The sequence below is a fragment of the Roseateles sp. genome (assembly GCF_031397715.1).
Classification (GTDB): domain Bacteria; phylum Pseudomonadota; class Gammaproteobacteria; order Burkholderiales; family Burkholderiaceae_C; genus Paucibacter_A.
In genome coordinates this window covers 1-8605 of the sequence record NZ_JANNMI010000252.1, presented here as the reverse complement: position 1 = coordinate 8605, position 8605 = coordinate 1, and the positions used below count along the sequence as shown (strand labels likewise).

Annotated in this window: 11 protein-coding genes; 2 read left to right on the top strand and 9 right to left on the bottom strand. The window is 62.8% G+C overall.

What is annotated here, in order from left to right; genetic code table 11:
• Nucleotides 1-787 (bottom strand): lipoyl synthase (lipA, locus tag RMO57_RS11065; RefSeq protein WP_310386593.1); only part of this gene is annotated, 787 nt, incomplete at its 3' end.
• A 22-nt stretch (nucleotides 788-809) separates the two neighbouring features.
• A complete protein-coding gene (gene lipB / locus RMO57_RS11060) occupies nucleotides 810-1481 on the bottom strand; it encodes a lipoyl(octanoyl) transferase LipB (protein ID WP_310386591.1) in 672 nt (223 codons plus the stop codon).
• A gap of 90 nt (nucleotides 1482-1571) precedes the next feature.
• Here lipB and RMO57_RS11055 point away from each other — a divergent pair, with 90 nt between their 5' ends.
• Nucleotides 1572-2225 carry a tetratricopeptide repeat protein gene (locus tag RMO57_RS11055; protein WP_310386590.1) on the top strand — a complete coding sequence of 218 codons (654 nt, stop codon included), beginning with the start codon at nucleotides 1572-1574 and terminating at the stop codon, nucleotides 2223-2225.
• Here RMO57_RS11055 and RMO57_RS11050 read toward each other — a convergent pair.
• The 7 genes from RMO57_RS11050 to RMO57_RS11020 are packed head-to-tail and all read right to left on the bottom strand — an operon-like array spanning nucleotide 2222 to nucleotide 7182.
• A complete protein-coding gene (locus RMO57_RS11050) occupies nucleotides 2222-2524 on the bottom strand; it encodes a DUF493 family protein (RefSeq protein WP_414896407.1) in 303 nt (100 codons plus the stop codon). The genes RMO57_RS11055 and RMO57_RS11050 overlap by 4 nt on opposite strands.
• Before the next feature lie 13 nt (nucleotides 2525-2537).
• Entirely contained in the window at nucleotides 2538-3416 is an 879-nt protein-coding gene (locus RMO57_RS11045) for a D-amino acid aminotransferase (RefSeq protein ID WP_310386588.1), read from the bottom strand.
• A 49-nt stretch (nucleotides 3417-3465) separates the two neighbouring features.
• A complete protein-coding gene (locus RMO57_RS11040) occupies nucleotides 3466-4626 on the bottom strand; it encodes a D-alanyl-D-alanine carboxypeptidase family protein (RefSeq protein WP_310386586.1) in 1161 nt (386 codons plus the stop codon).
• Nucleotides 4627-4652: 26 nt separating this feature from the next.
• A complete protein-coding gene (locus RMO57_RS11035; RefSeq protein WP_310386584.1) occupies nucleotides 4653-5288 on the bottom strand; it encodes an alpha/beta hydrolase in 636 nt (211 codons plus the stop codon).
• 3 nt (nucleotides 5289-5291) lie between these two features.
• The gene (locus tag RMO57_RS11030) at nucleotides 5292-5618 is read right to left on the bottom strand and encodes a (2Fe-2S) ferredoxin domain-containing protein (protein WP_310386582.1); all 327 of its coding nucleotides are present in this window, start codon (nucleotides 5616-5618) and stop codon (nucleotides 5292-5294) included.
• A gap of 27 nt (nucleotides 5619-5645) precedes the next feature.
• Nucleotides 5646-6749, bottom strand: coding sequence for a VanZ family protein (locus RMO57_RS11025; protein WP_310386580.1), 1104 nt, complete (start codon nucleotides 6747-6749; stop codon nucleotides 5646-5648).
• A gap of 10 nt (nucleotides 6750-6759) precedes the next feature.
• Nucleotides 6760-7182, bottom strand: a complete 423-nt coding sequence (locus tag RMO57_RS11020) for a CopD family protein (protein WP_310386578.1) — start codon at nucleotides 7180-7182, stop codon at nucleotides 6760-6762.
• A 327-nt stretch (nucleotides 7183-7509) separates the two neighbouring features.
• Here RMO57_RS11020 and hemB point away from each other — a divergent pair, with 327 nt between their 5' ends.
• Nucleotides 7510-8544 (top strand): porphobilinogen synthase, encoded by a 1035-nt coding sequence (hemB, locus tag RMO57_RS11015; RefSeq protein WP_310386576.1) that lies wholly within the window; start codon nucleotides 7510-7512, stop codon nucleotides 8542-8544.
• Nucleotides 8545-8605: the final 61 nt, after the last annotated feature.

Genomic DNA, 8605 nt, shown 5'->3' with positions numbered 1-8605 from the left:
CGCGCATGTCGCGCATCGCCTGCAGGATTTCTTCGTCGGTTTCGCCCAGGCCCACCATGATGCCGCTCTTGGTCGGCACGCCCGGCACCGCGGCCTTGAAGTTCTTCAGCAGGTCGAGGCTGAACTGGTAGTCGGAGCCGGGTCTTGCTTCTTTGTACAGGCGCGGTGCGGTTTCCAGGTTATGGTTCATCACGTCCGGCGGCGCGGCCTTGAGGATGTCCAACGCACGGTCGGCGCGGCCGCGGAAGTCGGGCACCAGCACTTCGATCTGCGTCATCGGGCTGAGTTCGCGCACTTGGCGAATGCACTCGGCGAAATGACCGGCGCCGCCGTCGCGCAAGTCGTCGCGGTCAACGCTGGTGATGACCACGTACTTCAGCTTCAAAGCGGCTATCGTTTTAGCCAAATTCAGCGGCTCGTCGGCGTCCAGCGGGTCGGGCCGGCCATGGCCGACGTCGCAAAACGGGCAGCGACGCGTGCATTTGTCGCCCATGATCATGAAGGTGGCCGTGCCCTTGCCGAAGCATTCGCCGATGTTCGGGCAGGACGCTTCTTCGCAAACGGTGTGCAGCTTATGCTCGCGCAGGATCTGCTTGATTTCGTAGAAACGGGTGGACGGCGAGCCGGCCTTGACGCGAATCCAATCGGGCTTTTTCAGCGGCTGATAGTCCTCGGCGCGCACGATCTTGATCGGAATCCTGGCGGTCTTGGCCTGTGCCTTTTGCTTGGCGCTGGCGTCGTACGCCTCGCCCGTCTTCGCTTCGTGAGTGATGTTCTCGGTCGCCATGCCAGCCTGACTCCATGCTTGTTCAGCGCTCCAGCTGGGCTTGTAGCCGACACCCGAAGCGCTCGGCCACCGTGGGCCAATCCGCAAAAACGCCAAGTGTAACGAGGTCCACCGTGGCCAGCCCTGCGTAACCGCAAGGGTTGATGCCGGCAAAGGGCCGCAAATCCATCGCCACATTCAGCGCCACGCCGTGGTACGTGCACTGGCGGCTGACCTTGATGCCGAGTGCCGCCACCTTGCCCAGGCCGGCAAATGGGTTGAGCGGATCGGCAGGACCCGTCAGCGCCGCATGGGCTTGCGGGTCATCCAAGCGGACATAGATGCCCGGCGCACCGGCAACGCGGTGGCCGGTGATGCCGTAGGCCTCCAGCGTTTGGATCACCGCTGTCTCCAGCCTGAACACATATTCACGCACAAAGTAGCCCAAGCGCTGTAGGTTGAGCAGGGGGTAGGCGACGACTTGGCCGGGGCCGTGATAGGTGACCTGGCCGCCGCGGTTGGTCTGCACCACCGGAATGCCGCCGGCGGCCAGCACATGGTCGGCGCGGCCGGCCAGCCCTTGCGTATAGGTGGGTGGGTGCTCGCAGAGCCACAGCTCATCGGCGGTATCGGGGCCGCGCGCCTCGGTGAACTCGCGCATCGCTTGCACGGTGGCTTCGTAATCGACTAGGCCCAAAGTTTTCACAACAATCATCACCGAATAGTAGCGCTAGGCTGTAAGGCCGGCGGCCAGCGGGGCGACACAGAATGCGTTAGCGTCTGCCCATCAGTCTCAAGGAAACCCATGGCCCGCCTGCTTCAAACCTTTGTCATTGCAGCCACTGTTTTGCTGCTCAACCCGCCGGCCAAGGCCGGGCCGCTGGAGCTCGCCGTCGAAGCCTATGAGGCCGGCAATCTGCAAACAGCCGCGCGCAGTTTCTCCGCGCTATCGGCAAAGCGCGAGCCCTTGGCCGACTACAACCTGGCCATGATGCATTTGCGCGGCGAACTGCCCAAGCCCAATCCGCACGAGGCCAAGCGATTGCTGGAACGTGCGGCCGGCCATGGCCTGGTGCGCGCCGAATTGGCCCTGGGGCAGCTCTACGAACAAGGCGCTTTGGGCAAGCCCGAACTGGCCAAATCGACGGTCTGGTATGCCCGCGCCGCCGAACATGGCAGTGCCGACGCGCAAGTGGCTGTGGCCACCGCCTACTACCTGGGTCGAGGGGCGAAGCTGGACATGAAACAGGCCGCGCATTGGTTCCGCGAGGCGGCCAACGGCGGTGACGTCGGCGCGCAATACCTGCTGGCCTCGATGTATGAAACAGGGCTGGGCCTGCCGGCCGATCTGCGCTTGGCGCGCTACTGGTACGAAATTGCCGCCCGCAATGGCGACGAGGCTGCGCCGAGCAAGCTGGTCGAGCTGGATCGCAGATTGGCTACGGAGCCAACAAGCTAAAGCACGACCTTCACCATCGGATGCGCGCTCAGCGTCCGGTACAGCTCGTCGAGCTGCTCGCGGCTGGTGGCCGTCACGGTGATGGTCAGACCCAAATAGTTGCCGGCCTTGCTGGGGCGGTGCTCTATCGTCGATTCATCAAACTCGGGATCGAACTGCCGGGCCACCATCACGATGGCCTCGACATAACCGTCCACATGGGTGCCCATCACCTTGATCGGGAACTTGGACGGGTATTCGATCAGCGATTGCTCGGGCGGGATGTCCGCGGGCAAATTGATGGGGGGTAAATTACTCATCATGACTGACTCATCAAATGGATTGCAATAACTTGGCGCGCTGATAAGCCTCGAACAGCCGCGCATAGACCGGGCCGGGCTTACCGCGCAAGGCACCGTGCCCGACCGCCTCATGATCCAGCTTGGTTACCGGCAAAACCTCTTTGGAGGCCGAGCTGAGGATGACTTCATCGGCGGCGAACAGATCGGCTTCTGAGATCGGCCGCAACTTGTAGCCGATGCCGACCTCCTCGCACAGCTCCTTCAGCAACTCGACCCTGATGCCTTCGAGTACATGCTCGCTTTTGGGTGGGCCCAGCAGCGCGCCCTCCTTGACGATCCAGACATTGGAGGCCGAGGCCTCGGTCAGGAAACCGTCGCGTAAAAGAATCGTCTCCGCAGCACCCTGATCGGCGGAGATCTGCCGCGCCAGCACATTGCCAAGCAGCGAGGTGCTTTTGATATCGCCGCGCTCCCAGCGGAAGTCGCGCGCCGTGATGCAGGACACGCCGTGATGCCTGTCCTCCGCACTGATCGGCTTGGCCGGGCTGCTGTAGGCAAACAGCGTCGGCTGGATGTGCGCCGGCATCACATGATTGCGCGCCGCCACGCCCCGCGTCACTTGCAGGTAGACCGCTTGATCTTCGGCCGCCACTTTGGAAATCAACTTGCGGGCGATCTCCAGCCACTCGGCCCGCAGCAGCGGGCTTTCAATTCGCAACTTGGCCAGATTGCGCTCCAAGCGGTCCATATGGCTCTCAAAACGAAACAGCAGCCGGCCATAGACGGGCAGGATTTCATAGATGCCATCGCCGAAGATGAAGCCGCGGTCCATCACCGAGATCTTGGCCTCAGCCAAGGGCGTGTACTCACCGTTCAGATAACAAAAGACATCGGGCAAGGTGCTTTTCATGCGGCTCTCCTGATCGGGCTTGAGCTTACGCCCAAAGCAAGCTGACTCGTCATTTGATCCAAAGGCGGATGGCGTCCCAGGCGCGGCCAAAGATGCCGGCCATCGGCACTTCATCTTGCACCACCAGTGGCACCTCGGCGACGGCCACACCGCCGGTCGTCGTGACCTTGAGCGTGCCCACGCGCTGACCCTTGCTGAGTGGCGCCACCAGCGGGTCGGTTCGTTCAACCTTGGTCTGCAGCTTGGCGCCCTCGCCTCGTGGCACCGCCACAAACACCGGCCCGGCGGCGCCCAGTTTGGCTTCGCGCACAGCGCCCTTCCAGACCGGCACCGTGCTGATGGCCTGTCCACCCTCAAACAAACGCACCGCGTCGAAAGCCGAGTAGCCCCAGTTCAGCAACTTCTGGCTCTCGCTGGCGCGCGCTTCTTTGGACGCCGTACCCATCACGACGCTGAGCAGTCGGCGCTTGCCGTTAGGGAATTCGCGCTGCGCGCTGGCCACCAAGCAGTAGCCGGCCGCTTCGGTGTAGCCGGTCTTCATGCCGTCGACGCTGGGGTCACGGCGAAGCAGCAGGTTGCGGTTGTCCTGGCGGATCTTGTTGAAGGTGAAGTCGCGCTGCGAGTAGTAGGCGTAAAACTCGGGGAAGTCGCGGATCAGATTGGAGCCGATGATGGACAGGTCGCGTGCGCTGCTGCGATGGCCCGGCTCGGTCATGCCGGTGACGTTCTTGAACTCGGTGTTCTTCAGACCCCAGGCCTGCGCCTGGCGGTTCATCATCGCAACGAACTGCTCGACCGTGCCGCCCACGCCCTCGGCCAAGGCCACCGACGCGTCATTGCCGGACTGAATGATCATGCCGCGCAGCAGCTCGTCGACCTTGGGCGTCATGGTGGTGTCGATGAACATCAGGGACGGGTCGCCCTTGCGCTCGTCCCAGGCGCGCTTGGAAATGGTCAGGGTCTGGTCAAGCGTCAGGCGCTTGTCACGCAGGGCGCCGAACACCACATAGGCGGTCATCAGCTTGGTCAGTGAGGCCGGGTCGTTAGGCGTGTCGGCGTCGCGCTCGGTCAAGACCTTATTGGCCGTCATGTCCAGCAACAAAAAACTGCGCGCGGCGATCTCGGGCGGCTGCGGCACCTGAGCGTGAACGTGGACGTGAACAGAGAACGCACCGGCGGCAGCCAGCACAAAGGCAATCAATCGTTTCATCGGGGGATCTCGAAAATCGGGAAAAATCAGAGTTGCAAAATCTGCCAATTGCGCACGATGATGCTTTTCAGCAGCGGCAACTGACCATGGAAAAAATGTCCGACGCCGGGCACAACGACGACGGGCAGCGACTGCGGCCGGGCCCAGTCCAGCACCGAGCTGAGCGGCACCACATCGTCGATCTCGCCGTGGATAACCAGCGTATCGGAGGGCACGGGCGCGGTGTCAAAACGGCTGGTTGCGGGGCCGACCAACACCAAACGCTCGGCCACTTGGCCCTCGGGCAGGCGTTGCGCGACTTGCGAGGTGATAAAGCCGCCGAAGGAGAAGCCCGCCAGCACAAAAGTCTCGTCAGCGCCGCGCATGGCGGCCAACACGGCCAAGGCGTCATCCACTTCGCCTTGGCCCGCATCCCAAGCGCCTTCGGACTTGCCAATGCCGCGGAAATTGAAACGCACGGCGCGGTAACCTAACTGAACAAACGCACGTGCCAGGGTTTGCACGACCTTGTTGTCCATGGTGCCGCCCTGGGTCGGATTCGGGTGACAGACCAGCGCCATGCCGCGCCGAGGGCCCTCAAAGCCAGCGGCTGGCGAGTCGATCGCGCACTCAATCGCGCCGACGGGGCCAGCGATTAAACGCTTTTCGGTCAGCGAGTTCATTGCCTACAGGCCGACATCATCGGGTAACACCAAACGCTCGACGACTTGGCCATTCTTCAGGTGCCTTTCGACGATTTCGTCGATGTCACTGTTATCCACATAGGTGTACCAAACGGCATCCGGGTAGACCACGGCCACCGGACCACCGGCGCAGCGGTGCAGGCAACCGGCCTTATTGACGCGCACGCCGCCGACCTCCGCCAACCCCAAGTCGCGCACCCTGGACTTGCAGTGGTCGAAACCTGCTTGGGCGCCGCTTTGAGCGCAGCTGCTCTTGCCGCTCTCGCGCTCGTTCAGGCAGAAGAAAATGTGGCGCTGAAAATAACTCATGCAGCCATTGTAGGGAGGGGCCGCGTTTCAGAGCTTGCGCCTGGCCATTAAGTTCAGCAAACACAGGGCCGCCGCAAACGGCCACACCCAGCCAATCCACTCGGCCAAACCATAGAGATTGATGAAGCGGCCCTGCTCCCAAGCCTGCAGACGCTGCACGAGGTAGGGATCGGCCGGCGTCTGGCTAATCAGTGCGATCAAAGCGCTCAGCACCAAAAGCCCCAGCCCCGCGCAAACCTGCCGGGGCATGAACGCCGCCACCCAACCCAGCAACATACCCGCGGCAAGGCCCGGCCAAGTGGCCGGCGTCAGCCAAGCCCAGGCATTGTTGGGGCCAAAGTTCAAACCAGTCGACAGCGCCGTCACCAAAATACCTAGCAAGGCGAATCCCAACACCAACAGGGCTCGGCGCTTACCCGATTTAGCGACCGACAAGGCCAGCAAGCTTGGCGCCAACAGGCCCAGGGCAATCGCAATCGCCTCCAAACCCGGCGGCAAAGCGCGCGCGCTATCGGCCCACTCATCGCCCCACTGCAAAGCCCAGGGCGTGTTCTCAAGCAACTCGATGGCCGTATCCTGCAAATGGGGCAACCACCGACCCAGCCCGAGCGGCACCGCGGTTGGAAACAGCAAACCCAGCGGCCACAAGGCCAATAGCGCCAAAGCGCCGGCGCTATGGGGCTGAAACCAGTATTCACGCAGCTCATGCCAGCGCCGCAGGCCACCAAACGCGTGCAGCACCAGGCCCAGCACGACGCCCACCCAAGCGCCGATTGAATTCAACAACCAGTCCGCCAGCGACGGCACACGCGAGGGCAAAAAGAACTGCACCGTCTCCAGCAAATAGGACAGCAGCGGCGCCGGCAGCACGCCCAGCACAACCGCCCAGCGCAGACCCAAACCGCTGCGCAAGCCCGCCGCCAAGCCCAGCAGGCCCAGCGGCAAATAGCCGATCAGATTGACTTGCTGATCAAAGGCGCCAAAGTACTTGGGCCAAGGCAAGCGCAGCAAACCCTCGACCGGAATGCCGGGCGGCAAGGCCCAAGGGCCGAACGGGTACAGGCTCGCATAGACGATCAAGCAGGCATAAGCGAGCAGCAACCAGGTGGCAGAACTTTGCCGGCGCACCATCACCGCCAGCCTAGAACGGCTTCACCACCACCAAAATCACGATGGCGGCGAATAGCAAGACCGAGGTTTCGTTGAAGACCCGGAACCAACGGTGGCTGCGCCGATTGGCCAACAGCTCAAAGCTGAGCAAAATGCGTTTGCAAAAATGGTGATAGCCGATCACGCCGACCACCAAGACCAGCTTCAGATGCAGCCAGCCGCGGTTGAAGCCGCTGAAGTTGTCGACCCAGAGCCATACGCCAAAGACCAAGGCCGGAATCATCAGCAGGCTCATGAATTTGTAGAGCTTGTGCGCCATCACGAGCAGGCGCTCACGCTCGGCATGGCTGTCGCTGGGCACCATGGCCAGATTGACGAAGATGCGCGGCATGTAGAACAAGCCAGCAAACCAGCTGGCGACGAAGATGATGTGAAGGGCTTTGATCCAGAGCATCGCGGCATTATGCGGGGCGAGTGAGGCGCGCCCGGCCGGGCGGCTTGAGCAAGGTCAATTCAGACACGCAAGCCGCGGCCCAAAAAAAGCCCCGGCAAAAAAACCCCGGCAAAAAAACCCCGGCAAAAAAAGCCCCGGCTAAAGAGCCGGGGCGAGAAAGCCTTTTCGCTGTCATCACGCAAAGGCTCCTGCTCAGGGAGGAAAAGCAGGGAATGACTACCTTGCGGCTATCATCCGGAGCAAATATTAACAGAATCTTCACACCACTGTCTTCACTCGTGGTCGCTTAGATTGCGAAGTCTGTCACTTTGACTCGGAGAAAAGCCCTTGTCCCGCTCTGTCCTGCCTCCCGCCCCCTTCCCTGCCAGCCGCCCGCGCCGCCTGCGCCGCGATGCTTTCAGCCGCGCCATGGTGCGCGAACATGCACTCAGCGCCAGCGACCTGATTTTGCCGGTGTTTGTGCATGAGGGCGTCGATCGGGTCACGCCGGTGGCGTCGATGCCGGGCGTGGCGCGCCTGAGCCTGGACCGGCTGCTGGCCGTCGCCGAGGAATGCGTGGCGCTGGGCATTCCGGCGTTGGCGCTGTTCCCGGTGATCGATGCCTCGCTCAAAGACCCGGACGGAACTGAAGCCAGCAATCCAGACGGCCTGATTCCCCGTGTCGTGCGCGCCCTGAAGGCCCGGGTGCCGGGTTTGGGCATCCTGACCGACGTCGCCCTCGACCCCTACACCAGCCACGGCCAAGACGGCGTGCTGGACGCGAGCGGCTACATCATCAACGACCGCACGGTCGAGCTGCTGTGCGCGCAGGCCTTGGTGCAGGCCGAGGCCGGCGTCGACATCGTCGCCCCGAGCGACATGATGGACGGCCGGATTGGCGCGATTCGAGCGGCACTCGAATCGCGCGGCTTCGTTCACACCCGCATCATGGCCTATAGCGCCAAGTACGCCAGCGCCTTCTACGGCCCTTTCCGCGACGCCGTCGGCTCGGCCGCCAATCTCGGCAAGGCCGACAAAAAGACCTACCAGATGGACCCCGGCAATAGCGACGAGGCGCTGCGCGAAGTGGCGCTGGACATCGCCGAGGGCGCCGAGATGGTGATGGTCAAACCCGGTATGCCTTATCTGGACATCGTGCGCCGGGTCAAGGACGAATTCCGCGTGCCAACCTTCGCCTACCAAGTCAGCGGCGAGTACGCGATGCTCAAGGCAGCCGCGGCGAATGGCTGGCTGGACCATGATGCGGTGATGATGGAATCGCTGCTGGCCTTTAAGCGCGCCGGCGCCGACGGCGTGCTGAGCTACTTCGCCCTTGAGGCGGCGTCTGAGCCGAGATCGATGCCGATGCCGCCGTTGCCGTAGATCGCATTGGCCAGGATGGCGTTGCCCGTGCCGCCGGAGACGCGCACGCCTACCCCGCCGT